This is a genomic window from Nocardia sp. 348MFTsu5.1, assembly GCF_000383535.1.
Classification (GTDB): Bacteria; Actinomycetota; Actinomycetes; order Mycobacteriales; family Mycobacteriaceae; genus Williamsia; species Williamsia faeni.
In genome coordinates this window covers 189,295-213,794 of record NZ_KB911518.1, presented here as the reverse complement: position 1 = coordinate 213,794, position 24,500 = coordinate 189,295, and the positions used below count along the sequence as shown (strand labels likewise).

Sequence of the window (24,500 nt, the reverse complement as noted above, 5' to 3'; positions counted from 1 at the left end):
CGTCAGCCGAGGTCCCGCTTGGCAGCGATCTTCGACGACAGGCCGTGCAGGTGCACGAAGCCCTTGGCCGCCGACTGGTCGAAGGTGTCGCCCTCGTCGTAGGTGGCGAGGTTGAAGTCGTACAGCGATTCCTCGCTGCGCCGGCCGGTGACAGCGATGTGGCCGCCGTGCAGGTTCAGCCGGATGTCACCGGAGACATGCTCCTGGGTGTGATCGACAAACGCTTCGAGCGACCGCTTGAGCGGCGAGAACCACAGCCCGTCGTAAACCAGCTCGGCCCACTTCTGGTCGGTGTGGCGCTTGTAGCGACCGAGTTCGCGTTCGAGGGTGACGTGCTCGAGTTCCTCATGAGCCCGGATCAGGACCATCGCACCGGGTGCTTCGTAGATCTCGCGGCTCTTGATGCCCACGAGACGATCCTCGACGACGTCGAGGCGGCCGACACCGTGCGCGCCGGCCCGACGGTTGAGTTCGACGATCGCTTCGAGCACGCTGACCGGGCGGCCGTCGATGGCGACCGGGCGACCCTTCTCAAAGCTGATGATGACCTCGTCGGGGGCCATCCAGTTGATGGTGGGGTCCTCGGTGTACGAGTACACGTCCTTGGTCGGAGCGTTCCACAGATCCTCGAGGAATCCGGTCTCCACTGCCCGACCCCAGACGTTCTGGTCGATGGAGAACGGCGACTTCTTGGAGACGTTGATCGGGATCGCGTTCTCCTCGGCGAATGCGATGGCCTTCTCTCGGGTCCAGGCGTAGTCACGGACCGGGGCGATGACGTCGAGTTCCGGTGCCAGCGTGGCGAATCCGACCTCGAAGCGGACCTGGTCGTTGCCCTTGCCGGTGCAGCCGTGGGCGACAACCGTGCCGCCGTGGGCGCGAGCCGCGGTCACCAGGTGCTTGACGATCAGTGGGCGCGAGATCGCGGACACCAAGGGGTACCGGTCCATGTACAGCGCGTTGCTGGTGATGGTCGGCAGGCAGTATTCCTCTGCGAACTCGTCGCGGGCGTCGACCACCACGGACTCGACAGCGCCACAATCGATGGCTCGCTGACGAACCACCTCCATCTCCTCGCCACCCTGACCGAGGTCGATGGCAACCGCCACGACCTCCTTACCGGTCTCCTTACCGATCCAGCTGATGGCCACCGAGGTGTCCAGGCCGCCCGAGTACGCGAGGATTACGCGCTCCGCCATGAGGGGGTCACTCCTTGTTTTTCGTCGTGCTTCGTTCGTGATGACTGTTGAAGTCTTGGGTGTCAACAAAATTGTGCGTGGTGGTACACGGCCGCATGGTCAGAATCTCATGCCAACGCCTCCAGCATTTCGGCCAGGTCGGCTCCGGTCATGGGTTCGCGGGCGAGCACAAACAATGTGTCGTCTCCGGCGATGGTTCCGACCACGTCCGGGAGGGTCGCCCGGTCCAGTGCGCTCGCCAGATAATGGGCCGCACCCGGCGGGGTCCGCAGCACTGCCATCCCGCCGCTGGAGTCGACCGAGACCAGCAGTTCGCCGAGTAGTCGGGACAGCCGGTCGGTGCCGCCGCTGACCCCGCGGACCGGGGATCCGTCCTCGGGTACGACGTAGATGCCCGATCCGCCGTCGGCCGCGCGCAACTTCACCGCACCGAGTTCGTCGAGGTCACGAGACAACGTCGCCTGGGTCGCCTCGATCCCTTCGTCCGCCAGGAGGGATTGCAGTTCGGTCTGGCTGTGCACCTGGGCACCGGCCAGCAGCGACACGATCCGGGCATGACGTCCGGCCCGGGTGGTCACTGCTGTTCCAGAAGCCATATGAGCACCGCTTTCTGTGCGTGCAACCGGTTCTCTGCTTCGTCGAAGACCACACTGCGCGGGCCGTCGAGGACCTCGTCTGTGATCTCCTCGCCGCGGTGAGCCGGTAGGCAGTGCATGACGATGGCGTCGGGATCCGCAAGCTCGACCAGTTCTGCGTTGATCTGGTAGGGCCGGAACGGTGCGACCCGGTCCTTGCCGTCATCCTCCTGGCCCATCGAGGTCCAGGTGTCGGTGACCAGCACGTCGGCGCCGGCGACGGCCTCCTGAGGATCCCCGATGACCGTCACGCTGCCACCGGTGAGCTCGGCGCGTTCGGCGGCATACCCGACAAACCTGTCATCGGGGGTGAATCCTTCGGGTGCACTGACCCGGATGTGCATGCCGGCGGTCACGCCACCGAGCATCAGCGAATGCGCCATGTTGTTGGCCCCGTCGCCGAGATACGTCAGCGTCAGACCGGCGAGTTTGCCCTTCTGCTCCGCGATCGTCTGCAGGTCGGCGAGGACCTGACAGGGGTGGAAGTCGTCGGAGAGCGCGTTGACAACCGGGATCGTCGCCGCCGATGCCATCTCTTCGAGCCGGTCCTGGCCATAGGTCCGCCAGACCACGGCCTCGACGTACCGCGACAACACCCGGCCGGTGTCGGCGAGGGTCTCTTCACGGCCGAGCTGAGTGGCCTTGCCGTCGACGACAACGGCGTGACCACCGAGTTGCGCGATACCGACCTCGAACGAGAACCGGGTGCGGGTGGAGTTCTTGTCGAAGATCACCCCAACACCTTTGGGACCGGCAAGTGGCTTGTGGGCGAAGGGATTCCGCTTCACTTCGGCGGCGAGTTCGAGCACGTGCGCCTGCTCCGCCGGCGACAGGTCATCGTCCCGCAGGAAGTGGCGTGTCATGACGTGACTCCTTTCGCGGCGTCGAGTATCGCCGGGAGGTCGCCGACGAATCCGGTTGCCTGCTCCTCGGTGAGGATCAGGGGCGGGGCCAGCCGCAACACGTCGGGACCCGGGGCGTTGATGAGGTAGCCATGGTCGCGGGCCACCGCCTCGACGGCCGGCGCGATGGGCTCGGTCAGCACGATGCCGATCAACAGACCCGAACCACGTGAGTGGGCAATCAGCGGATGACCGAGTTCTTCGATCGACGACGTGATGTGTTTGCCGAGCCGCGCAGCGTGATTGGTCAGATCGAGGGTATCGACCTGTTCGAGTACGGCCAGTGCCGCCGCGGCGCACACCGGATTACCGCCGAAGGTGGTGCCGTGTTGTCCGGGTTCGAGCAGATCGGCCGCTCGGCCGGTGGCCAGCACCGCACCGATCGGCAGACCGCCACCGAGGCCCTTGGCCAGGGTCATCACGTCCGGGGTGATCCCGGTCGCCTGGTGCGCATAAAACGTTCCGGTCCGGGCGATTCCGGTCTGGACCTCGTCCAGGATCAGGAGGGCACCGTGCTCGGTGGTCAGGGCCCGCACAGCGGCCAGGTAGTCCACCGGCGGGACGATCACTCCGCTCTCACCCATGATCGGTTCGAGGATGACGGCCGCGGTCTGCGGGCCGATCGCAGCCTTCATCGCGTCGAGGTCGCCGTACGGCACGTGGCGCACACCGGCCGGCATCGGCTCGAACGGGGCCCGCTTGGCGGGCTGACCCGTCATCGCGAGCGCGCCCATCGTCCGGCCGTGAAAAGCCTTCTCGGCAGCGATGATCTCGGGCCGGCCGGTCAGACGCGCGATCTTGAACGCGGCCTCGTTGGCCTCGGCGCCCGAGTTGCAGAAGAACGCCTTGCCCGCCACACCCCACCGCGACAACAACGATTCGGCCAGCTTGATGACCGGCTCGGTGAGATAGAGATTCGACGTGTGCCCGAGCGTCGAGAGCTGCGCGCTCACCGCGTCGATGATCGCCTGATTTCCGTGCCCGAGGATGTTCACCGCGATACCACCGAGGAGGTCGAGGTACTCACGTCCATCGGCACCGGTCACAACCGCACCCTTGCCCGAGCGCAGAGCCACCTTCGGGGTGCCGTAGTTGTTCATCAACGACGACGTCCACCGCTCTTGCAGAGCGAGGGTCGGGTCGGTCGGGTTGGTCATGATTTGTCCTCGATAGGTGGTTTCTCGCCGTATACATCGACAATCTGGTCGTCGCTGTCGGGCACAACCATGGTTCCGTTGCCTTCGGTGGTGAACAGTTCGAGCAGCGTCGAATGCGGTGTGCGGCCATCGATCACGTGGGCACGGGGAACGCCGCCGGCAACCGCCCGCAGGCAGGCCTCCATCTTCGGCACCATCCCGGCATCCAGACTCGGCAGCAGTTCGGCCAGCGCGGTGGTGCCGATCTCCGACACCAGCGATCCACGATCCGGCCAATTGGTGTACAGGCCTTCGACATCCGTCAGCACCACCAGCTTCTCGGCGCCGAGAGCTTGGGCGAGCGCGGCGGCCGCGGTGTCCGCGTTGATGTTGTGGACGACGCCATCCGCGTCGGGTGCAATCGTCGAGACGACCGGAATACGGCCCGCTGCAATGAGATCGGTGACTGCACCCGGATTCACGGTGGTCACGTCACCGACGAGACCGATGTCCGTTGCCTCGCCATCGACCATCACCGAGCGACGAGTCGCGGTGAACAGATGGGCGTCTTCACCCGAGATCCCCACCGCGTACGGACCGTGTGCGTTGATGAGGCCGACGAGTTCGCGTCCGACCTGACCGAACAGAACCATCCTCGCGACGTCCATCACCTCCGGTGTGGTCACGCGGAAGCCACCTTTGAACTCACCGCTCATCCCGAGACGCTTGAGCATCGCCGAGATCTGCGGACCACCGCCATGCACGACGACCGGGTGAATCCCGCAGGTGCGCAAGAAGACCATGTCCTCGGCGAACGCCGCCTTCAGATCGTCATCGATCATCGCGTTGCCGCCGTACTTGACGACGATCACCTTGCCGGCAAACCGCTTCAGCCAGGGCAGCGCCTCACCGAGCACGTGCGCCTTGTCGAGCGCGCTGAGTTCAGATTCGGCGTCCGTCATGACGAGTAGGCCGAATTCTCTTCGACGTAGGCGTGGGAGAGGTCGGTGGTCCGGATGAATGCGGTTCCCGAACCGATACCGAGATCGACGGTGAGGTCGATGTCGATGCCGGACAGGTCGGCGTCACGTGCCCCGACGACACCCATTCCGTTTTCGCACACCGGATAGTTGTTGAACCGCACGGAGATTCGATCCGGATCGAGTTCCACCGGAGCCATGCCGACCGCAGCCAGGACCCGGCCCCAGTTGGGATCCGAACCGAACAGCGCCGTCTTGACCAGGCTGTCGCGGGCGATCGTGCGAGCGGCGGCCAGGGCATCGCTATCACTGGCGGCACCGGTCACGGTCACCACAACCCGCTTGGTGACGCCTTCGGCATCGGCCTGCATCTGCTTCGCCAGGTCGTCGCAGACCAACCGGACGGCCTCGTTGAGGGCGGCCTGATCCGGCGTCTTCTCACTGGCACCCGAACTGAGCAGCAGCACAGTGTCGTTGGTGGAGCAGGAACCGTCGACGTCGAGCCGGTCGAAGGTCAGCGCGGTGGCCGCCCGGAGTGCTTCGTCCAGCTGCGCGGCCGAGACCGCGGCGTCGGTGGTGATCACACTGAGCATCGTTGCCAGCGACGGTGCCATCATGCCCGCACCCTTGGCCATCCCGCCGACGTTCCAGCCGTCGCTGTGGTGAAACGCCGCCTGTTTGGGGACGGTGTCGGTGGTCATGATCGCGTATGCCGCGTTGGTGCCGCCGGACAGACCGCCGCCCATCTCGTGGACGATCGCCGTGACACCGGCGAGCACTTTGTCCATCGGAAGCCGGTCACCGATCAAACCGGTCGAGCAGACGGCGACTTCGATGGCACCGGTCTCGGTGCCCCAGTGGCTGATCGCCGCGGCGGTCGCCTCGGCGGTGGCATGGGTGTCCTGGAATCCGCCCGGACCCGTACAGGCATTGGCGCCGCCGGAGTTGAGGACGACCGCACGAAGGCGGCCGGTGCTCAGGACCTGCTGACTCCACAAGACCGGAGCGGCCTTGACCTTGTTGGAGGTGAACACGCCGGCGGCCGCGTAGTCGGGGCCTTCGTTGAACACCAGCGCCAGGTCTTCTTTACCGCTCGCCTTGATCCCGGCCTTGATGCCTGCCGCCCGGAAGCCCAGCGGCGCGGTGACACCCTGGATGTTGGTCATGCGGTGTCCACCGTCGACCTCGCGCCAGTGGCCGGCCACATTGTCACTGCCCTGGTTCACGCTGTCCTGGTTCACGGCGCCACTCCCACGGTGCTCAGTCCTTCGGTTTCGCCCCATCCCAGGGCCAGATTCATCGATTGCACGGCACCGCCACCAGTGCCTTTGGTGAGGTTGTCGATCGCGCCGACCGCGATCAGGGTGCCGGACCGCTCATCGACCGCAACACTGAGTTGAACCGCGTTCGAACCGATCACCGACCCGGTGGTCGGCTGCCGTCCCTCAGGCAGCACGGTGACAAACGGTTCGTCGGCGTATGCCTTTTCGTATACCGCCCGCGCCTGCGCGGTGGTCACCGACGTCGGAGCAGTGCAGGTGGCCAGGATGCCTCGCGCCATCGGCGCCAGGACCGGCGTGAACGAGACGCTGACCGGCGTGTTCGCCACAGCCGACAGGTTCTGGATGATCTCCGGCGTGTGCCGGTGGACCCCACCGACCCCGTATGCCCGCGCCGAACCGATGACCTCGGAGGCGAGCAGATCGACCTTCGGGGACCGTCCGGCGCCCGAGGCGCCGCTGACCGCAACGATGGTGACCTGCGGGGCGATGATGCCTGCGGCGACGGCCGGCAACAGTGCAAGCGTGCTCACCGTGGGATAGCAGCCGGGGACCGCGATCCGGGTGGCCCCGGCGAGAACCTCGCGGTTGCCGGGCAGTTCGGGCAGCCCATAGGGCCAGCTACCGGCATACGTACCGCCGTAGTACCGCTCCCACTCGCTCGAGTCCTGCAGCCGGAAATCCGCACCGCAGTCGATCACCAGGGTCGCCGGCGGCAGCGCGTCGGCCACGGGCCCGGAGGTTCCGTGCGGGAGACCGAGGAAGACGACGTCGTGCCCGGACAGGATCTCGGTGGTCGTCTCCGCCAATTCACGGTCCGCCAGAGGCAGCAGATGTGGATGGTGCTCCCCCAACGACGACCCGGCATTCGACCCGGCCGTCAAAGCACCGATCTGCAACTCTCCGGATGCATACTTGGGATGACCGAGCAACAGACGGAGAATTTCTCCACCCGCATACCCGCTGGCGCCGGCAACTGCCACTGACACACTCATATGATTCATTATGCACCCCACCGCAAGTTAATTCATAAGCGGGTTGACCACGCTTCGCCCGCGGGCTCGTACGCAGCGCGGTATGACTGAACGGTGACCACGTCCGCGGCGATCAATGTGCAGTCGCTTGCGGTCAAGCGAGGCGGAAATCCTGTCCTGCATGACCTGAACCTCACGGTACCCGTGGGGTCCATCACCGGGCTCCTCGGTCCGTCGGGCTGCGGCAAGACCACCCTGATGCGTGCCATCGTCGGTACCCAGCAGATCGAATCCGGATCCGTGACGGTCCTCGACCGGCCGGCCGGGAGCGCCGCGTTGCGGCATCTGGTCGGGTACGTCACCCAGGCGCCGTCGGTCTACACCGACCTGACCGTCGAACAGAACGTGGCGTACTTCGCCGACCTCTACAACAACCGGACCGGGGTGGACGGCGCGCTCGATGCGGTGGGCCTGACCGACCTTCGGGCGCGCAAGACCCTGGACCTGTCCGGCGGCCAGCTCAGTCGGGTGTCGATCGCCTGTGCGCTGGTCGGTTCGCCGACACTCCTCATCCTCGACGAGCCCACCGTCGGCCTCGATCCGGTCTTGCGGGCAGACCTGTGGGATCGATTCCATGCACTCGCCAGAGCCGGTGCAACCTTGCTGGTGTCGAGTCATGTGATGGACGAGGCCGACCGCTGCGACAACCTGATCCTGATGCGCGAAGGCCGGATTCTCGCCGAGCTGACGCCGGACCAGCTGCGAGAACGCACCGGACAGACCAACCTGGAGACCGCGTTCCTGCAGTTGATCACGCAGGGATCCCCGTGATGCACCTGCGTCAGTTCACCGCCACCACACATCGCATCCTCCGGCAGTTGCTGGGCGATCACCGCACGGTCGCGATGATCCTCGTGGTGCCGTGCATCCTGATGGTGTTGCTGTACTTCATGTTCGACGATTCGCCCGGCCGGATACCGGGAACCTCCCGCTTCGATGAAATCGGCATCATCATGCTCGGGATCCTGCCGTTTGTGCTGATGTTCATCACGACGTCGATCGCCATGGTCCGGGAACGAACGTCGGGCACCCTCGAGCGGCTGCTGACCACTCCGCTGGGCAAACTCGATCTCCTCGCCGGATACGGTGCCGCCTTCTCGATCGCCGCCGCGGCGCAGGCCACGCTCGCGAGTGCGGTGGCCTTCTGGATCCTCGACCTCGACATCGCCGGAGCCGCCATCTGGGTGGTGGTGATCGCGGTGCTCGTGGCAATACTCGGAGTTGCGCTGGGTCTGTTCTTCTCGGCCTTCGCCCGCACGGAATTCCAAGCGGTGCAATTCATCCCGGTGGTGGTCATCCCCCAGCTCCTGCTGTGCGGACTGTTCGTGCCCCGCGATCAGATGGCCGACTGGCTGGACTGGATCAGCGGCATCCTGCCGGTCACCTACGCGGTCGATGCGTTGCAACAGGTGGCGGTGCACGCGAATCCCACCGGTCAGATGTGGCGTGATCTCGGTGTCGTCGTCGCGTTCTCCGTGGTGGCATTGTGCCTGGGTGCGGCAACCCTGCGTCGCACCACACCCTGAACCCGACCCCGGGCGTCGACCGAGCTTGTCACTGAGACGAATTCGCATCGGAGTATCAGTTCGGTGGAACTCGCCGCGAAGGTGCTGTGTCCGATTCGGCAATTTGGCCAAAACTGGCTCAGGTACCTACTGATGCAAGTACCGTAAGGGCTACCGTAAACAGACCCACCGGGTCTGCGGAAAATTTTCGAGATTTCGTCGGGACCCGATCCGGGTCGGCGACGACCAGGACAGTGGGAGAAACTCCGATGACATATCGCGTGGTGCAGTGGACAACTGGCAACGTCGGCAAGCAATCGGTCGAAGCGGTCTTGCGGCATCCTGACTTCGAACTCATCGGTTGCTACGCCTTTGCGGCGGACAAGATCGGCCAGGACGTCGGAACCCTGTGCGGGCTCCCGCCTGCCGGAGTGACCGCGACAAATGACATCGACGAATTGCTGTCGCTCAAGCCGGACGTTGTCATCTACAACCCGATGTGGGTGAACGTCGATGAGATGGTCCGGATCCTCGAGGCCGGCGTGAACATCGTCACGACCGCGTCGTTCATCACCGGGCACTCGCTCGGCGAGGGTCGCGCCCGAATCATCGCGGCCTGCGAAAAGGGCAGCGCCACGGTCTTCGGTTCGGGCATCAACCCCGGATTCGCCGACTTCATCGCGATCGCGTCGACCAGCGGATGCGATCAGATCGACAAGATCACAGTCACCGAGACCGCCGATATCAGCGGCTACGACTCACCCACGACCGAGATTCCGGTTGGCTTCGGCCGCCCGATCGACGACCCCGATCTGTTCGAAATGACCCGGTCGGGCACCGCGATCTTCGAAGACGCGGTCCGCCTGTTCGGGGACGCTCTCGGCGTCGAGTTCGACGAGGTGGTCTGCGAGGCCGAGTACGCCGAGACGACACAGGACATCGACCTCGGTTCGTGGAGCATTTCCGCCGGCTGTGTTGCCGGGATCGCCGCGAGCTGGCACGGAAAGGTCGCCGGACGAAGCATCGTCGAACTCCGCTTCCGCTGGCGCAAGGGACAATCCCTCAAACCGGAATGGTCGATCGACGGCCCCACGTACCTCGTCGAGATCGACGGCCGTCCGAGTATCCGCACCGCCATCGACGTCTTGCCGCCGAAGGACTTCAAGGGCACAACCCTGAACGATTTCATGGTGCTGGGAATGGTCGCGACGGCGATGCCGACCCTCAACGCGATCCCGCAGGTCGTCGCCGCCGAACCGGGGATCGCGACCTACACCAGTCTGCCCCTGCCATTGCCGCGCGGTTTGGTGACGCTCTAACGTCGCCCGGGCGCGCGGTTCAGCTTCGCATCTGCGCGCCCACCGCCGACGTCGCCGCTGCCAGTGCGGCGTCCCGGGCGGCTGTTGCCTCGTCCTCGGTGAGGGTGCGGTCGGTCGCCCGGAAGCGGAGCGAGAAGGTGAGGGACTTCTTGCCCTCGCCCACCTGCTCGCCGGTGAAGACGTCGAACACGGCGATGCTCTCGAGCAGTTCACCGGCCCCGGCCTCGAGTGCGGCGCGGACGTCTTCGGCGGCCACGTCGGCATCGACGACCACCGCGAGGTCCTGCAGGACCGGCGGATACGGCGAGATGCGCGGCGACACAAGAGCATTGTTCACCGGGATCGCGTCGAGATCGATCTCCAGAGCCAGCGAACGCGGCGGTAGGTGCAACTTCTCCAGCACCGCCGGATGCAGTTCGCCGGCCCACCCGACCACGATGCCGTCGGCAAGGATCTCACCACAACGACCGGGGTGCCACGGCACCTGTACAGCCGACCGCAGCGTCAATTCGACACCTGCGGCCTGACCGATGATCGCCACGGCATCGAACACGTCCGTGGTGTCGGCAACGCGTCCCCTGCCCCACGGACCGGCGGGTTCACGCAGACCCGTCAGCACAGCGGCAACGTGCAATGGCTGCGCCGGAAGCGATTCGACCAGTTCGGCGATCTGCTCCGCGCTCGGTCGCCGGTCCACCGGCAGCGCGTCGATCGGACGAACGTGCTGCCCACCCAGAACCACCTGACCGATGGTGTACATCGACAGATCCCGTTGTCCGCGAGCAAGATTGCGGCCGACCATCTCGAGCAGCCCCGGCAGCAGGGTGGTGTTCAGCTCGGGCCGATCGGCTTCGAGCGGGTTGAGCACGGTGACCGTGGCCCGGCGCGGGTCGTCGGCGGGCAGATCCCACAGGTCGAAGACGCCGGCCGGCATGAACGGGTACGGCAAGACCTCGGCGTAACCCGACAGGGCAAGGCTGCGTCCGACGCTGCGGCGACGGAGCTGTCGCGGTGTCAGACCACGCCCACCGGGAGCCGTCGGCAGCTTGGTCGGAATGTTTTCGTAGCCCTCGAGGCGCAACACCTCCTCCACGAGGTCGGCACTCAGCCGAAGATCGGGTCGCCAGCTCGGCGGGGTGACGGTGAGCATGTCGCCCGCTGCCTCCACCGCACAGCCCACCTGCACGAGTCGTTGCTGCGCAGTGCCGACCGGATAGTCGATGCCGGCCGTCGCCGACGGTGCCCGCTCGGCCATCAGCACGGTCGCCGCAGGCGCCACCGCGCCGGCATCGGTGTACGTGGACTCGACTGTGCCGCCGCAGATCTCGGCCAACAGCGATGCGGCGCGCAGGAGCGCGATGTCGGTGACCTTCGGGTCGACAACACGCTCGAAGCGCTTGCTGGCCTCGCTGGTGAGACGGTGACGCTTGGCGGTCCGGAACACCGAGACCGGGTTGAACGTCGCCGATTCCAACAGGACATCGGTGCTTCCGATGTTGATCTCGGTGGCCGCACCACCCATCACACCCGCCAGAGCGATCGGACCGGAATCGTCGGTGATGACCACATCTTCCGGATCGAGGTCGCGCACGACGTCGTCGAGCGTGGTCAGCTTCTCCCCCGCGGTCGCGCGGCGGACCCGAATGTCACCGGAGAGCTTGGCCGCGTCGAAGGCGTGCAGGGGCTGGCCCAGTTCGAGCATGACGTAGTTCGTGATGTCGACGGCTGCCGAGATCGGTCGCACACCGGACATCATCAGCCGCTTGACCATCCACCACGGGCTCGGAGCCGACGGGTCGATACCGCGAACCACCAGCGCGCAGTACCGAGTGGCACCCGACTCCGGGTCGAGATGCACTGCCGGGCCCGAACCTGCACTGGTCCGCAGGGTGGGCGCCGTCGCCGGATCTGCGAACGGCAGGTCGAAGCTGCACGCGAGTTCGCGGGACAGCCCACGCACCGAGAACGCATAGCCGCGGTCCGGGGTGACGTTGACGTCGATGATCGTGTCGTCGAGACCGAGTACCTCACGCGCATCGGTGCCGGGGGCCGCGATCTCCGGCGGCAGCACCAGGATGCCGCTGTGGTCGTTGCCGACACCCAGCTCGGTGACCGAGCAGATCATGCCGTCGCTGGTCTTGCCGTAGGTCGTGCGGGTGGCGATCGCGAAGTCACCGGGCAGGACACTGCCGGGCAGCGCCGCCACGATCAGGTCGCCTTCGGCGAAGTTCCGTGCGCCGCACACGATGTCGCGGTCCTTGTCCTCACCGACATTGACCTGGCAGAAGCGGATGGGCTTCTTGAACTCGGTGAGCTCTTCGATCTTGGTGACCCGGCCGACCACCAGCGGTCCGGTGATCTCCGGCAACGGGGTGATGTCTTCGATCTCGAATCCGACGCGAACAAAGGCCTCGTCGACCTCGGCGGGCGACTTGCTCCACCCGGGAGTGCCCTGTTGCAGGATCTCTGTCAGCCACGACTGCGCTAATTGCACTGGAAACTCAGCTCTTTCGTTGGTTCTGCGTACTCAGGCGCCGGGACCGAAGGGCACCGTGAAGCGGATGTCGCCCTCGACCATGTCGCGCATGTCGGGCAGGTCGTTGCGGAACTGCAGGGTGCGTTCGAGCCCCATGCCGAATGCGAATCCCGAGTAGACCTCGGGGTCGATCCCGCTGGCGCGCAGCACATTCGGATGAACCATGCCGCAGCCGCCCCACTCGACCCAGCCCGCGCCACCCTTCTTGCCGGCGAACCAGACGTCGACCTCGGCGGACGGCTCGGTGAACGGGAAGTAGCTCGGGCGCATCCGGGTGACCGTCTCCGGGCCGAACAGCGCCTTGGCGAAGTGATCGAGGGTGCCCCGCAAGTGCGCCATCGTCAGCCCCTTGTCCACGGCCAGGCCTTCGACCTGGTGGAAGACCGGGGTGTGGGTGGCGTCGAGTTCGTCGGTGCGGAATGTCCGGCCCGGGCACGCGACATAGATCGGCAGTTCCCTCGACAACATGGCGCGGACCTGAACCGGTGACGTGTGGGTCCGTAGCACCTGCCGCGACTCCGGCGGTGCGATGTAGAAGGTGTCCTGCATCGACCGGGCCGGGTGATCCGGCAGGAAGTTCAGCGCGTCGAAGTTGAAGTGCTCGGTCTCGACTTCTGGACCCTCGGCGATCTCCCAGCCCATTCCGACGAACACATCGGCGACCTGATCGCCGATCACCGTGATCGGGTGGCGGGCGCCCAATGTCCGGCGAGCGGTCGGCAGGGTGACGTCGATGGTCTCGGCGACCAGCACCGCGGCATCGCGCTCGGCGGTCAGGACGGCAAGACGCTCGTCGTACGCCTTCTGCGCCTGGCCACGAGCAACGTTGACCAGCTTGCCGGCCTCGGCCTTCTGCTCCTTCGGCAGCGCACCGAGTTCGCGGCGGGCCAATGCGATCGGCGACTTGTCGCCCAGGTGCTCGGTCTTGGCCGTGGCCAAGGCGGGCAGATCAACCGCGTCGGAAAAGGCTGCGACAGCAGCGTCCACTGCGGTCGCCAATGTCTGGCTGTCGACGTCGGCCACGGCTGTGATGACTCCCTTGGATATCTGACTTCTGGAACTCTGTACGAGTGACTATCTGAACGAAGTACGGCTGATGGAACTGGCTTGGCTCAACTGAGAGGGTAGTCGACCACTCGGGTGGCATCGGCGCTGGCATAGAGGCAGATCGCAGCCGCGGCGGCCAGGTTCAGGCTCTCGGCTCGACCGTGGATCGGAATGGAGATCCGGTGGTCGGCCTGCGCCAGAATCTCGTCCGGCAGTCCATGCGCCTCGTTGCCGAACAACCATGCGGTCGGACCGGCGAGCACCTCACCGGCATCGGGCAGGCTCAACTCGGCATCTCCCGCGGTGGCGCAGATGGCAACACCGGCGTCGCGCAGCGCGGCGAGGACCTCGGAGATGCTCCGCTCACGGGCGATGCGGACATGAAACACGCTGCCCGCGGTGGAACGCACGCACTTGCCATTGTGCGGATCCACACTGTCCCCGGCGAGGATGACACCGTCGGCGCCCATCGCATCGGCGGTCCGGATGAGCGTGCCGGCATTCCCCGGATCAGTCATCTCCACCGGTACCGCGAGTAGGCGCGGTGCACTGCTCAGCACCTCGGCCATGGAGACATCGACCAGATCGCAGACCACGAACAGACCGGTGCTGGTGATGGTCTCCGCCAGCTTGTCGGCGGCTCCCGCCGAGATACGCAGAACCTCGACGCCACCGGCCGCAGCGCTATGCACCAGATCGGCGTACCGGTCGAGAGCCTCGTCTGTCGCCAGGAGAACCTGTGCGCGACGCGTTGCGACTGCAGCGTCGACGGCATTGAAACCCTCGGCCAGGAAAGTCCCGGCCTTGCGCCGCGCCGCGGAACGGTGCAGCTTTGCATATGAAACAACCCGCGCCGAACGTTCGGTGAGAACGTCCGGCGCGGGGATGTTTATGTCAGTGCCGATCAGGCTGCGGGGGCGTTGACGTCAGCCGGCAGAGCCTTCTTGGCAACCGCGACCAGACCGGTGAATGCCTCGGGATCGCTGACGGCGATCTCGGCGAGGATCTTGCGGTCGACCTCGACACCAGCGATCTTCAGACCCTGGATGAAGCGGTTGTAGGTGATGTCATTGGCCCGCGCCGCAGCGTTGATGCGCGAGATCCACAGCTTGCGGAACTCACCCTTGCGGGCGCGACGGTCGCGGTAGGCGTAGACCAGCGAGTGCAGCTGCTGCTCTTTTGCCTTGCGGTACAGACGCGAACGCTGTCCGCGGTAGCCCTTGGAAGCTTCCAGGGTTGAACGACGCTTCTTCTGGGCGTTTACCGCCCTTTTTACGCGTGCCATTGTTGATTTACCTCTTAGTATGTGGCGGCCGGGAACCGGCAGCGAGTGGTCTGGTGGGGAGCGTTAGATCTTCAGCAGGCGCTTGATGCGGGGAGCATCGTTCTCGGAAACGACGACGGTGCCATCGAGACGACGGGTCTGCTTGGTGGGCTTGTGCTCCATCAGGTGGCGACGGCCCGCGCGCTGGCGGACGATCTTGCCGCTACCGGTCACCTTGAAACGCTTGGCGGTGCCCTTGTGGGTTTTGGTCTTGGGCATGGGAATGCCTTTCTCTTCGTAACGCCTGTTGGAGAGGTCAGCTCTCAGGATTGGCGGCCGGAGCCGGTCCTGGATCTGCCGCAGGCTTGGTGGGTGCGCTCTGCTGGGGTTGCGCTTGCGCTTTTGGTGCTTGTGCTTGCGCTTGTGCTTGAGCTTTGGTCTTGGCGCCCTTGTGCGGTGCCAGGACCATCGTCATGTTGCGGCCATCCTGCTTGGCGGAGGTCTCTACAAACCCGTACTCGCCTACGTCGGAGCCCAAACGCTGCAGTAGTCGGTAACCAAGTTCGGGTCGCGACTGCTCGCGTCCACGGAACATGATCGTCACCTTGACCTTCGACCCGGCTTCGAGGAAGCGGATGACGTGACCCTTTTTGGTCTCGTAATCGTGGTCGTCGATCTTGGGGCGGAGCTTCTGCTCCTTGATGACGGTCATCTGCTGGTTGCGACGCGATTCGCGCTGCTTCTGTGCCGCCTCGTATTTGAACTTGCCGTAGTCCATGATCTTGCAGACCGGCGGACGCGCATTCGGGGCAACCTCGACCAGATCGAGATCGGCCTCGATAGCCAAGCGCAGGGCATCCTCCACACGGACGATGCCTACTTGCTCCGAGTTGGGGCCGACAAGACGGACCTCGGGTACTCGGATGCGCTCATTGATACGAGTCTCAGTGCTGATGGGGCCTCCTCATTTGTGTCCGCGTACGCAGGTGGTTCCTCGTGGCAGACGTTTTTTCTCAGGTTGGACCGCGGTGGCAACTGGTGAAACAGATCCTCAGCGAAAAGGCCCCGGATCGATGATGATCATCATCGACGGGGCCCACACCGACCGGTTCATGTCACCTATCGCATCCCAGCGATCACAGCCTCCAACGCAGAGGCCACCGGAGATATTCCGCAATGCGGACTCTCCGACGACAAAACCGGACCGTTCAACCGTGCGATTCTTCTTTCGAAGACATCGCCGTCGAGCGGTGGGAGTGTGAACTCCACTTGCAACCCCGGCGTCAGCCAGGGCGGTCGTAGGTGGAAGTCTAACAGCCATGACGGAAAACCTGAATTCCGAGCCCGAGGTGCGCGACCTGGCCGAAATCCCGGCCATCGAAGTGATCACCCGAGCTGCGGTCATGCTGATGAGTGCTGCGGCCGAAAAGCTCGGCCTGTCCGAGCAGGATCCGTCGACGAGCCCGCACCTCGACCTCGACGAAGCCCGCAAACTGATCACCGCCCTCGCCGGTCTCATCCAGTCCTCGGTCGCCGACCTGGGCATCCACGCCTCCGCACTGCGCGACGGACTCAAGAGCCTGCAGCTCGCGTTCCGTGAGGCCAGTGCCCATCCCGACGATCCCGGCCAGGGTCCCGGCGAAAAACAGACCGGCCCCGTCGCCGACTGAACCCGATGATGTGGCCTTTTGGCGGCGCTCACCTGGTCTTTTGTTCGCCAAAAGGGCACATCTTCGGGTTGCTAGGACCGCGTCAGTGGGTGACGGCGCCCACCGAGGCCGAGCGGACCAGCTTCGCGTACTTGGAGAGCACACCCCGCTGATACTTGTGGTCGAGCGGCTTCCAGTCCTGTTTACGTAGCTCGATCTCCTCGTCGTCGACGAGGAGGTCGAGCGTGCGGCCGGCGATGTCGACCCGGATGCGATCGCCATCACGGATGAAAGCGACCGGTCCCCCGTCGGAGGCCTCCGGTGCGATGTGTCCGATGCAGAGTCCGGTGGTGCCGCCGGAGAATCGTCCGTCGGTGAGCAACAACACATCCTTACCCAGACCGGCGCCCTTGATGGCACCGGTGATGGCCAGCATCTCCCGCATCCCGGGTCCGCCCTTTGGACCCTCATAGCGGATCACCACCACGTCGCCCGCCGTGATCACGCCATCGGCCAAGGCGGCCAACGCGCCCTGCTCGCGTTCGAATACCCGGGCCGGACCCTCGAACGTGTCGGCGTCGAATCCGGCCGACTTCACCACCGCACCTTCGGGCGCGAGCGAGCCGTGCAAGATGGTGATACCGCCGGTCTTGTGGATCGGATTGTCCAGTGCCCGAATGACTTTCCCGTCCAGCGGGCCGATCTCCATCTCGTCGAGGTTCTCGGAGAGGGTCTTGCCGGTGACCGTGAGAGCATCGCCGTTGAGCAGGTCGGCGTCGAGGAGCGCCTTCATGATCACCGGGATGCCGCCGTGTCGGTCGAAGTCGTTCATCACATACCGGCCAAATGGCTTGAGGTCGCCGAGGTGCGGTGTGCGGTCGCCGATGCGGTTGAAGTCGTCGAGGTGCAGATCCACCTCGGCCTCGCTGGCGATGGCCAGCAGATGCAGCACCGCGTTGGTCGAACCGCCGAGAGCCATGGTCACGGTGATCGCGTTCTCGAGCGCGGGTTTGGTGATGATGTCGCGGGTGGTGATTCCCAGTCGCAAGAGGTTGACGACGGCCTCCCCCGACCGGTGCGCGAACGCGTCCCGCCGGCGGTCGGCGGCCGGTGGTGCTGCCGAGCCCGGCAGGCTCATCCCCAGCGCCTCGGCGATCGACGCCATCGTGTTGGCGGTGTACATCCCGCCACAGGCACCCTCGCCCGGACAGATCGCCCGCTCGATACGACCCAGGTCTTCCTCGGACATCTTGCCCGCATGACATGCGCCGACCGCCTCGAACGCGTCGATCAGGGTGACGTCGCGTTCGCTGCCATCGGCGAGTTTGACCCAGCCCGGCGCGATCGTGCCCGCGTAGAGGAACACCGAGGCGAGGTCGAGGCGGGCGGCGGCCATCAACATGCCGGGCAGCGACTTGTCACAACCGGCCAGCAGGACCGAGCCGTCGAGGCGTTCGGCCTGCATCACGGTCTCCACCGAGTCGGCGATCACCTCCCGCGACACCAGCGAGAAATGCATGCCCTCGTGGCCCATCGAGATGCCGTCCGACACCGAGATGGTGCCGAACTCCAACGGATAGCCGCCACCGGCGTGCACACCCTCCTTGCTGGCCTGCGCCAGCCGGTCGAGCGAGAGATTGCACGGGGTGATCTCGTTCCAGGAACTGCCGATGCCGATCTGGGGTTTGCCCCAATCCTCGTCACCCATTCCGACAGCACGCAGCATCCCCCGACTCGGAGCCGCACTGATCCCATCGGTGACGGTGCGGCTACGCGGCTTCATGTCGACCATCGGAACTCCTCGGTGTTGTCGTCGGCCGGTGTCGGCCCCGTCCTATCCGGTGGCCACACTCAGCCTGCGGTGACCGCTTTCTTACGTCCAGTCTGCTTGGCGGCAGCCTTCCGTGGGGCCGCTTTCCGTGCGGGCGCCGGCGCGGCGTCGCTGGTCGGCTTCAGGATCTCGGCGAGAAACTTGCCGGTGTGACTGAGCGGCACGGCGGCGACATCTTCGGGAGTCCCCTCGACGACGACGGTGCCACCACCCGAACCACCCTCCGGACCCATGTCGATGACCCAGTCGGCGGTCTTGATGACGTCGAGGTTGTGCTCGATCACGATGACCGAGTTGCCCTTGTCGACCAGGCCGTTGATGACCGTGATCAGCTTGCGGATGTCCTCGAAGTGCAAACCCGTGGTGGGTTCGTCGAGGATGTAGGCCGTGCGCCCGGTCGACCGTTTCTGCAGTTCGGCCGCCAGCTTCACACGCTGTGCCTCACCACCGGACAGCGTTGTCGCGGGCTGCCCGAGCCGGACATAGCCCAGCCCGACCTCGTTGAGGGTCTTCAGGTACCGATGGATCGACGTGATCGGCTCGAAGAAGTCCGCCGCCACCTCGATCGGCATGTCGAGGACCTCGGAGATGGTCTTGCCCTTGTAGTGGACCTCGAGGGTTTCCCGGTTGTACCGGGCGCCGTGGCACACCTCGCACGGAACGTAGACGTCGGGCAGGAAGTTCATCTCGATCTTGATCGTGCCTTCGCCCGAGCACGCCTCGCAGCGACCACCCTTGACGTTGAACGAGAACCGTCCCGGCTGGTAACCGCGGACCTTGGCCTCGGTGGTCGCGGCGAACAGGGTGCGGATCTTGTCGAAGACCCCCGTGTAGGTGGCCGGGTTGGATCGCGGGGTACGGCCGATCGGAGACTGGTCGACCCGGACCAGCTTGTCCAGGTTGTCCATCCCGTTGATGCGGGTGTGACGCCCCGGGACCTGCCGTGCGCCGTTGAGCTTGTTCGCCATCACCGTTGCCAGGATGTCGTTGACCAGCGTCGACTTGCCCGACCCCGAGACGCCGGTGACCGCGGTGAGAACACCCAGAGGGAACACGACATCGATCTCTTTGAGGTTGTGCTCACGCGCCCCGACCACGGTCAGCAGCCGCTTGCGGTCGATCGGCCGCCGGATCAGCGGGACCTCCAGCCTGGAACGCCCCGACAGATACGCGCCGGTGATGGATTCCTCGTTTTTCAGCAGGTCCTGGTAGCTGCCGCTGTGCACGACTCGACCACCGTGTTCACCGGCGTGCGGGCCGATGTCGACGATCCAGTCGGCCGACCTGATCGTGTCTTCATCGTGCTCGACGACGATCAGGGTGTTACCCAGGTCGCGCAGCCGGGTCAGGGTGTCGATCAGTCGGCGGTTGTCGCGCTGATGCAGTCCGATCGACGGTTCGTCGAGGACATAAAGAACACCGGCCAGGCCGGAACCGATCTGGGTGGCCAGGCGAATACGCTGCGCCTCACCGCCGGACAACGAACCCGCCGCCCGGGACAGCGACAGGTATTCCAGACCCACGTCGAGCAGGAAGCGGATGCGTGACTGCACCTCTTTGAGAACCTGGCCGGCGATGGCCTGCTCGCGCTTGCCGAGCTTGAGGTCGGAGAGGTAGTCGGCACATTCTGCCACCGACAGCGCACAGACCTCGGCGATCGACTTCTTGCCGTACCGCTGGTGGTCGAGGGTGACGGCGAGGATCTCGGGACGCAGCCGCGCGCCCTTGCAGGTGGGACACGGGATATCCCGCATGTATCCGTCGTACCGATCTTTCATCTGTTCGGATTCGGTCTGTTCCATCCGGCGATGCAGGAAGGACATCACGCCTTCGAACTCGGTGTAATACGAGCGTGTGCGGCCGTACCGGTTGCGGAACTTCACGTGAACCTGGTGTTCGCTGCCGGTGAGGATCGCCTTGCGGGCCTTGAGCGGAAGCTTCTTCCACGGGGTCTCGGTGTCGAACCCCATGGCATCACCGAGTCCGGACATCAACCGCAAGAAGTAGTCGGCATTGTGGCCACCCGCCCACGGCGCGATGGCACCCTCTGCGAGCGTCAAATCGGAATCCGGGACGACCAGTTCTTCGTCGACCTCTTTGCGGACGCCGAGGCCGTCACAGTCGGAGCAGGCCCCATAGGGCGAGTTGAACGAGAACGAGCGCGGCTCGAGATCGTCGATCGCGATGGGGTGGCCGTTCGGGCATGCCATTCGCTCGGAGAACCGGCGCTCCCGATCGGGATCGCCTTCTTCCAGGTCGACGAAGTCGAGCACGATCACGCCATCGGCCAGCCCGAGTGCGGTCTCCACCGAGTCGGTGAGACGCTGCTTGGCCGAGGCCTTCACGGCCAGCCGGTCGACGACCACCTCGATGTCGTGCTTTTCCTGCTTCTTGAGCTTCGGAGGATCGGCCAGCGGATGGACCACACCGTCGATTCGGGCGCGCGAGAATCCCTGCGTCTGGAGTGTGCCGAACAGGTCGACGAATTCACCCTTGCGGGTCCGGACGACCGGTGCCAGCACCTGGAACCGGATGCCCTCGTCCATCGCCAGCACCTGATCGACGATCTGCTGCGGAGTCTGCTTTTCGATGGCGGAACCACACTCGGGGCAATGCGCCTTGCCTGCGCGCGCGTACAACAGGCGGAGGTAGTCGTAGACCTCGGTGATGGTGCCGACCGTCGACCGCGGATTGCGGTTGGTCGACTTCTGATCGATCGAGACCGCGGGCGACAAGCCTTCGATGAAGTCGACATCGGGCTTGTCCATCTGACCCAGGAACTGCCGGGCGTACGCGGAGAGCGATTCGACGTAGCGGCGTTGCCCCTCGGCGAAGATCGTGTCGAATGCCAGACTCGACTTTCCCGAGCCGGAGAGCCCGGTGAAGACGATCAAACTGTCGCGCGGGAGATCCACGTCGACGCCGCGAAGGTTGTGTTCGCGGGCTCCGCGCACGATGAGTCGATCAACCACTGTGGTCCTTTTCGAGTTCAAATAGGGCGTGTGCCAACCATCACTGATCGGCCGTTAGATGTGTGCCAGAGGCGTACCCGGCAATGTTAGAGGCACCCACTGACAAGATACCGGCGACAGCAAATTGTCCGCGCAGATCACACCATTCAGCTAGAGCCGTCAAACCTTCTGACCTGCGGTGATCCTCATCGCCCAGACTGTGAGCAAGGCAACTGTCGCAAACGGCAGCCACATTGCCGACATACCGAGTTCGCGATAGGCGCCGGCCCCGCCGAGCGCCCCGACCGCCATCGCCGCCCACAACAGAAAGTACCGCGCCCACAACCACCTCGGACCACCGAACGCGGCATCCACCAACCGCTGAGCCGCCTTCACCAGAGTCCCGGTCATGTACGTCAAACCGACCGAGACCTCCCCCGATTTCTCGAAGACCGAGTTGAGAGTGCCCATCGCCACCGCGCCCACCATCAGTGACACAAATCCGGACCACGTGACGGCAATCACCGCGGACACCCCGAGAAGTGTTGATACCGAATACAACACCTCCATTCGCCCGCGCTCTCCCATCGTGAGACGGCGAATGATCGAACCCACCATGACCCCGACCACGAACAACCCGATGATCGATAGGCATCGCAGGGCGGTCGCCATCAAGCCGTCGACAAATGATGACGACATCTTCGTGGTGTTGCCGCTCATGAACGAGATGAAATAGCCCCCGAGATGGACGAATGCCACCGCGTCCACAAATCCTGCGACTGCGGTCAATCCCGCCGCCAGCGCCAGCTCATTGCGGTCGATCGTCTTCACACCCGCACCGTCACAACCAACGACTCCTGACCGACGCCGAACAGTGGGCTCAAGTATGCGCCACGGGCACCGGTTCGACGGGTCGGGCGGAAGCCGGCCGGCGGATGCTCACACACATCACCGCGGCGATCACGCACAGCCCCGAGGCGATGTAGAACGCCATGTCATAGCTGCCTTGTTCGTCTCGCAGATATCCGGCGCCGAAGGCCGCGACCGCGGCACCGAGTTGATGGGACGCGAACACCCAGCCGAAGACCACCGGTGTCTTCGCACCGAAGTAGCTGCGGCACAGCGCGATGGTCGGTGGCACGGTCGCGACCCAGTCGAGGCCGTAGAAGATGATGAACACCCAGGTGCTCGGTTCGGCGTGCGGCGACAGCAATACGGGAAGAGTCAGGAGCGAGATACCGCGGCCGACGTAGTAGACGACGAGCAGCACGCGCGGATCCACCCGGTCGGTGAGCCAGCCGGAGAAGACCGTCCCCGCGACATCGAAGATACCGATGGTCGCGAGCAAGCTCGCGGCGACCGTGGTGGGCATGCCGTGGTCATGGGCGGCGGGGATGAAGTGGGTGCCGATGAGCCCGTTGGTGGTCATCCCACAGATCGCGAAACTGCCCGCGAGCAACCAGAACACCCGGGTGCGGGCACCGATCACCAGTCCGTCCAGCGCGCTTCGGAAGCTGCCGCCCGCGGGAATCGGAGGCGCCTCCTGAAGCGGGGCACCGTAGGGGCCAATACCCTTGTCGGACGGGTAGTTTCGCATGAAGATGAGGACGAGCGGGACCACGGCAAGCGCGGATGCGGCCACGATGATCGACGCCCACCGCCACCCGGCACGCGTGGTCACCTCCGCGATCAACGGCAGGAAGATCAGCTGGCCGGTGGCGCTCGCGGCGGTCAGGACACCGGTCACCAGCCCCCGCTTCTCGACGAACCAGCGGGTGGCGACGGTCGCCACGAAGCCCATGGAGATCGACCCGGTCCCGATGCCGACCAGCACGCCCCACAGCAGCATGAGCTGCCAGCTCTCGGTCATGAACACGCTCAGCGCGGTACCGGTGGCGATCAGGGTGAGCGCACCGGCGAGGATCGGCCGGATCCCGTACCTATCCATCAGTGCCGCGGCAAAAGGTGCAGTCAACCCGAACAGCGTCATGTTGATCGACATCGCGAGCCCGACGGTCGCGTGGGACCAGCCGAACTCGGAGTTCAGCGGTTCCATCATCACGCTCGGAACGGAGCGGAATCCCGCGGCGGCCAGGAGCGCGATGAAGGCGACAGCAGCCACCACCCAGGCCCAATGAAGGCGGCCGGGCGTGCGGGCCGAGGGGATTTTGACGGTCGTCACAAGAGTCAGTCTGTCCGAGGGGCACCAAAGACGCTATTGGCATAAATGCCATCATGTGTAGAATTACTGCCATGACTGCAGCCGGGTTCACGCCTCATCGGGTGGTGGTACTGCTCCTCGCACCTGTCATCGGCTTCGATGCGACGATCCCGTCGATGGTGTTCTCGCAGGCCACCGACGACGATGGGCGTCCGCTCTACGACATCCGGTTCGCCGGTCTCACCACCGGTCCCGTCGGCACCCTGTCCGACTTCATGCTGACCCCCGGTCACGGGCCTGAGGCACTGGCCGAGGCGGACACCGTGCTCATCCCGGGCACCCGCATGCCCGAAGTGCGCTACGGGGGCGTCTACCCGGACAACCTTCGAGCGGCATTGGAGCAGGTCCGACCCGGAACGCGCATGGTGTCGATCTGCACCGGCGCATTTGCGCTGGCCGCCGCCGGTATTCTCGACGGTCGTCCGGCAACGACCCACTGGGACAAGGCCGACGACTTTCGACGGATGTATCCGGCCGTCGACCTCGATGAAGGTGTCCTGTTCGTCGACGACGGCGATGTCCTGACATCGGCGGGCCTGGCCGCCGGCATCGACCTCTGCCTGCACATCATCCGGCGCGACCACGGCACGCGGGTCGCCAACCGGGTTGCCAAGTATTGCGTCGTCCCGCCATGGCGCGACGGCGGCCAAGCGCAGTTCATCGACGCCGCGGTACCCGAGATCGACAGCAGTTCCACCGCGAGCGTTCGAGATTGGGCCCGCCACAATCTGACCGAACCGCTGACCGTCGCCCAGTTGGCCGAACGCGCGCACATGAGTGTGCGGACGTTCAACCGCCGATTCAGTGAGGAGACCGGCGACACGCCGGCCGTCTGGGTACGAAAGCAGCGGCTGCATCTCGCACGCGAATTACTGGAAACCCGGGACCTGCCGGTGGACGAGGTCGCACATCTGTCCGGTCTGGTCACCGGCTCGAATCTGCGTCACCAGCTCCGTACCCATCTGGGCACCTCCCCCACCCACTATCGGCGCATGTTCCAGGGCAGGTGAG

22 protein-coding genes are annotated in these 24,500 nt (G+C 65.1%); 5 read left to right on the top strand and 17 right to left on the bottom strand.

The window, feature by feature from the left end; all coding sequences use genetic code 11:
* Positions 1-2 precede the first annotated feature (2 nt).
* The 7 genes from H290_RS0119335 to argC all read right to left on the bottom strand — a co-directional run bounded on the left by H290_RS0119335 (position 3) and on the right by argC (position 7,127).
* Positions 3-1,199 carry an argininosuccinate synthase gene (locus tag H290_RS0119335; RefSeq protein WP_020108481.1) on the bottom strand — a complete coding sequence of 399 codons (1,197 nt, stop codon included), beginning with the start codon at positions 1,197-1,199 and terminating at the stop codon, positions 3-5.
* A gap of 107 nt (positions 1,200-1,306) precedes the next feature.
* Positions 1,307-1,795, bottom strand: a complete 489-nt coding sequence (locus H290_RS0119330; protein ID WP_028463402.1) for an arginine repressor — start codon at positions 1,793-1,795, stop codon at positions 1,307-1,309.
* Positions 1,774-2,697, bottom strand: coding sequence for an ornithine carbamoyltransferase (gene argF, locus H290_RS0119325; RefSeq protein WP_020108479.1), 924 nt, complete (start codon positions 2,695-2,697; stop codon positions 1,774-1,776). Before argF ends, H290_RS0119330 begins: the two co-directional genes overlap by 22 nt.
* Complete coding sequence (locus H290_RS0119320) at positions 2,694-3,893, bottom strand: acetylornithine transaminase (protein ID WP_020108478.1); 1,200 nt, start codon at positions 3,891-3,893, stop codon at positions 2,694-2,696. Before H290_RS0119320 ends, argF begins: the two co-directional genes overlap by 4 nt.
* Positions 3,890-4,834, bottom strand: coding sequence for an acetylglutamate kinase (gene argB / locus H290_RS29250; RefSeq protein ID WP_020108477.1), 945 nt, complete (start codon positions 4,832-4,834; stop codon positions 3,890-3,892). The genes H290_RS0119320 and argB overlap by 4 nt, the downstream gene beginning before the upstream one ends.
* Positions 4,831-6,018, bottom strand: coding sequence for a bifunctional glutamate N-acetyltransferase/amino-acid acetyltransferase ArgJ (argJ, locus tag H290_RS0119310; RefSeq protein ID WP_036519635.1), 1,188 nt, complete (start codon positions 6,016-6,018; stop codon positions 4,831-4,833). Before argJ ends, argB begins: the two co-directional genes overlap by 4 nt.
* A gap of 71 nt (positions 6,019-6,089) precedes the next feature.
* On the bottom strand, positions 6,090-7,127 hold the full coding sequence (gene argC / locus H290_RS0119305; RefSeq protein WP_020108475.1) for an N-acetyl-gamma-glutamyl-phosphate reductase: 1,038 nt from the start codon (positions 7,125-7,127) through the stop codon (positions 6,090-6,092).
* Between the two features lie 93 nt (positions 7,128-7,220).
* Here argC and H290_RS0119300 point away from each other — a divergent pair, with 93 nt between their 5' ends.
* From H290_RS0119300 to H290_RS0119290, 3 genes are all read left to right on the top strand, one after another.
* A complete protein-coding gene (locus H290_RS0119300; protein ID WP_020108474.1) occupies positions 7,221-7,937 on the top strand; it encodes an ABC transporter ATP-binding protein in 717 nt (238 codons plus the stop codon).
* Entirely contained in the window at positions 7,937-8,692 is a 756-nt protein-coding gene (locus tag H290_RS0119295; protein ID WP_020108473.1) for an ABC transporter permease, read from the top strand. The genes H290_RS0119300 and H290_RS0119295 overlap by 1 nt, the downstream gene beginning before the upstream one ends.
* Positions 8,693-8,940: 248 nt before the next feature.
* A complete protein-coding gene (locus H290_RS0119290; RefSeq protein ID WP_020108472.1) occupies positions 8,941-9,990 on the top strand; it encodes a hypothetical protein in 1,050 nt (349 codons plus the stop codon).
* A gap of 19 nt (positions 9,991-10,009) precedes the next feature.
* Here the strand turns inward: H290_RS0119290 and pheT are convergent, their stop codons facing one another.
* From pheT to infC, 6 genes are all read right to left on the bottom strand, one after another.
* A complete protein-coding gene (gene pheT / locus H290_RS0119285) occupies positions 10,010-12,484 on the bottom strand; it encodes a phenylalanine--tRNA ligase subunit beta (protein WP_020108471.1) in 2,475 nt (824 codons plus the stop codon).
* 33 nt (positions 12,485-12,517) lie between these two features.
* Complete coding sequence (pheS, locus tag H290_RS0119280; protein ID WP_020108470.1) at positions 12,518-13,549, bottom strand: phenylalanine--tRNA ligase subunit alpha; 1,032 nt, start codon at positions 13,547-13,549, stop codon at positions 12,518-12,520.
* Between the two features lie 89 nt (positions 13,550-13,638).
* Complete coding sequence (locus H290_RS29245; protein WP_081631642.1) at positions 13,639-14,478, bottom strand: RNA methyltransferase; 840 nt, start codon at positions 14,476-14,478, stop codon at positions 13,639-13,641.
* Positions 14,478-14,858, bottom strand: coding sequence for a 50S ribosomal protein L20 (gene rplT, locus H290_RS0119270; protein ID WP_020108467.1), 381 nt, complete (start codon positions 14,856-14,858; stop codon positions 14,478-14,480). Before rplT ends, H290_RS29245 begins: the two co-directional genes overlap by 1 nt.
* 63 nt (positions 14,859-14,921) lie before the next feature.
* Positions 14,922-15,116 (bottom strand): 50S ribosomal protein L35, encoded by a 195-nt coding sequence (rpmI, locus tag H290_RS0119265; protein ID WP_020108466.1) that lies wholly within the window; start codon positions 15,114-15,116, stop codon positions 14,922-14,924.
* A 37-nt stretch (positions 15,117-15,153) separates the two neighbouring features.
* Positions 15,154-15,792 (bottom strand): translation initiation factor IF-3, encoded by a 639-nt coding sequence (gene infC / locus H290_RS0119260; RefSeq protein ID WP_028463400.1) that lies wholly within the window; start codon positions 15,790-15,792, stop codon positions 15,154-15,156.
* 364 nt (positions 15,793-16,156) lie between these two features.
* Here infC and H290_RS0119255 point away from each other — a divergent pair, with 364 nt between their 5' ends.
* A complete protein-coding gene (locus H290_RS0119255) occupies positions 16,157-16,507 on the top strand; it encodes a DUF1844 domain-containing protein (RefSeq protein WP_020108464.1) in 351 nt (116 codons plus the stop codon).
* A gap of 82 nt (positions 16,508-16,589) precedes the next feature.
* On the opposite strand, the gene ilvD is transcribed toward H290_RS0119255, so the two are convergent.
* The 4 genes from ilvD to H290_RS29240 form a co-directional block, all read right to left on the bottom strand.
* The gene (gene ilvD, locus H290_RS0119250; RefSeq protein WP_020108463.1) at positions 16,590-18,278 is read right to left on the bottom strand and encodes a dihydroxy-acid dehydratase; all 1,689 of its coding nucleotides are present in this window, start codon (positions 18,276-18,278) and stop codon (positions 16,590-16,592) included.
* Between the two features lie 59 nt (positions 18,279-18,337).
* Positions 18,338-21,289: an excinuclease ABC subunit UvrA gene (gene uvrA / locus H290_RS0119245; RefSeq protein WP_020108462.1), complete on the bottom strand. Its 2,952-nt coding sequence runs from the start codon at positions 21,287-21,289 to the stop codon at positions 18,338-18,340.
* Between the two features lie 159 nt (positions 21,290-21,448).
* Complete coding sequence (locus H290_RS0119240; protein WP_028463399.1) at positions 21,449-22,075, bottom strand: YoaK family protein; 627 nt, start codon at positions 22,073-22,075, stop codon at positions 21,449-21,451.
* A gap of 73 nt (positions 22,076-22,148) precedes the next feature.
* Entirely contained in the window at positions 22,149-23,450 is a 1,302-nt protein-coding gene (locus tag H290_RS29240; RefSeq protein WP_020108460.1) for an MFS transporter, read from the bottom strand.
* 71 nt (positions 23,451-23,521) lie between these two features.
* On the opposite strand from H290_RS29240, the gene H290_RS0119230 reads away from it, so the two are divergent.
* Complete coding sequence (locus H290_RS0119230; protein ID WP_020108459.1) at positions 23,522-24,499, top strand: GlxA family transcriptional regulator; 978 nt, start codon at positions 23,522-23,524, stop codon at positions 24,497-24,499.
* Position 24,500 lies beyond the last annotated feature (1 nt).

Coding starts and splice junctions, on each gene's coding strand:
- H290_RS0119335 (WP_020108481.1), bottom strand. CDS start 1,199: ATGGCGGAGCGCGTAATCCTCGCGTACTCGGGCGGCCTGGACACCTCG.
- H290_RS0119330 (WP_028463402.1), bottom strand. CDS start 1,795: ATGGCTTCTGGAACAGCAGTGACCACCCGGGCCGGACGTCATGCCCGG.
- argF (WP_020108479.1), bottom strand. CDS start 2,697: ATGACACGCCACTTCCTGCGGGACGATGACCTGTCGCCGGCGGAGCAG.
- H290_RS0119320 (WP_020108478.1), bottom strand. CDS start 3,893: ATGACCAACCCGACCGACCCGACCCTCGCTCTGCAAGAGCGGTGGACG.
- argB (WP_020108477.1), bottom strand. CDS start 4,834: ATGACGGACGCCGAATCTGAACTCAGCGCGCTCGACAAGGCGCACGTG.
- argJ (WP_036519635.1), bottom strand. CDS start 6,018: ATGACCAACATCCAGGGTGTCACCGCGCCGCTGGGCTTCCGGGCGGCA.
- argC (WP_020108475.1), bottom strand. CDS start 7,127: ATGAGTGTGTCAGTGGCAGTTGCCGGCGCCAGCGGGTATGCGGGTGGA.
- H290_RS0119295 (WP_020108473.1), top strand. CDS start 7,937: ATGCACCTGCGTCAGTTCACCGCCACCACACATCGCATCCTCCGGCAG.
- H290_RS0119290 (WP_020108472.1), top strand. CDS start 8,941: ATGACATATCGCGTGGTGCAGTGGACAACTGGCAACGTCGGCAAGCAA.
- rplT (WP_020108467.1), bottom strand. CDS start 14,858: ATGGCACGCGTAAAAAGGGCGGTAAACGCCCAGAAGAAGCGTCGTTCA.
- rpmI (WP_020108466.1), bottom strand. CDS start 15,116: ATGCCCAAGACCAAAACCCACAAGGGCACCGCCAAGCGTTTCAAGGTG.
- H290_RS0119255 (WP_020108464.1), top strand. CDS start 16,157: ATGACGGAAAACCTGAATTCCGAGCCCGAGGTGCGCGACCTGGCCGAA.
- ilvD (WP_020108463.1), bottom strand. CDS start 18,278: ATGGTCGACATGAAGCCGCGTAGCCGCACCGTCACCGATGGGATCAGT.
- H290_RS0119230 (WP_020108459.1), top strand. CDS start 23,522: ATGACTGCAGCCGGGTTCACGCCTCATCGGGTGGTGGTACTGCTCCTC.